The following is a 1,018-nucleotide window of genomic DNA, read 5'->3' on the forward strand; positions in this document are numbered from 1 at the left end:
AATTTCTTTATTCGTCAAGTGCATGCGAAAAGTAGGGCGATAAAAACGTTTATAGCTGAGTTTCCGACTATCTTGTTGGATGAGTTTCCAGTAACGCTTGATAGCCTTGTATTCATGGGATTTTCGATGAAACTGATTCATGATTTGGACACGCATACGACTCATAGCACGGCTCATGTGTTGGACAATATGGAAACGATCCAACACGATTTTAGCGTTTGGAAAAAGCTTTTTAGCCAAGTCATAGTAAGGGCTAAACATATCCATAGTAATGATTTTCACTCGACATCGGACGACTCTATCATATTTAAGAAAGTAATTTCGAATAATAGCTTGTGTTCTTCCCTCGAGAACAGTGATGATATTGAGCTTTTCAAAATCTTGTGCAATGAAACTCATTTTTCCCTTTGTAAAGGAGTACTCATCCCAAGACATAATCTCAGGCAGACGAGAAAAATCATGCTTAAAACGGAAGTCATTGAGCTTGCGAATGACAGTTGAAGTTGAGATGGCTAGCTGATGGGCAATATCGGTCATAGAAGTTTTTTCAATCAGCTTCTGAGCAATTTTTTGGTTGATGATACGAGGAATTTGATGATTTTTCTTTACTAGAGGAGTCTCAGCAACCATCATTTTTGAACACTGATAGCACTTAAAACGACGTTTTCTAAGTAGAATTCTAGTAGGCATACCAGTCGTTTCGAGGTAAGGAATTTTAGACGGTTTTTGAAAGTCATATTTCTTCATTTGACTTTCGCAATCAGGACAAGAGGGGGCCTCATAATCCAGTTTAGCGATAATTTCCTTGTGTGTATCCCTATTGATGATATCCATAAATTGGATATTAGGGTCTTTGATATCGAGCAGTTTTGTGATAAAATGTAATTGTTCCATATGAATCTTTCTAATGAGTTGTTTGGTCGCTTTTCATTATAGATCTTATGGGACTTTTTTTCTATACAAAAATAGGCTCCATAATATCTATAGAGGATTTACCCACTACAAATATTATAGAGCC

The 1,018-nt window shown here is 36.5% G+C and carries 1 protein-coding gene; it reads right to left on the reverse strand.

Annotated elements, in window-relative coordinates; all coding sequences use genetic code 11:
• A partial coding sequence (locus tag ACIY19_RS10795; protein WP_409003400.1) for an ISL3 family transposase occupies nucleotides 1-894 on the reverse strand: 894 nt, incomplete at its 3' end.
• Nucleotides 895-1,018 lie beyond the last annotated feature (124 nt).

The organism is Streptococcus sp. ST14 (assembly GCF_046098195.1).
In the GTDB taxonomy this organism is placed as follows: domain Bacteria; phylum Bacillota; class Bacilli; order Lactobacillales; family Streptococcaceae; genus Streptococcus.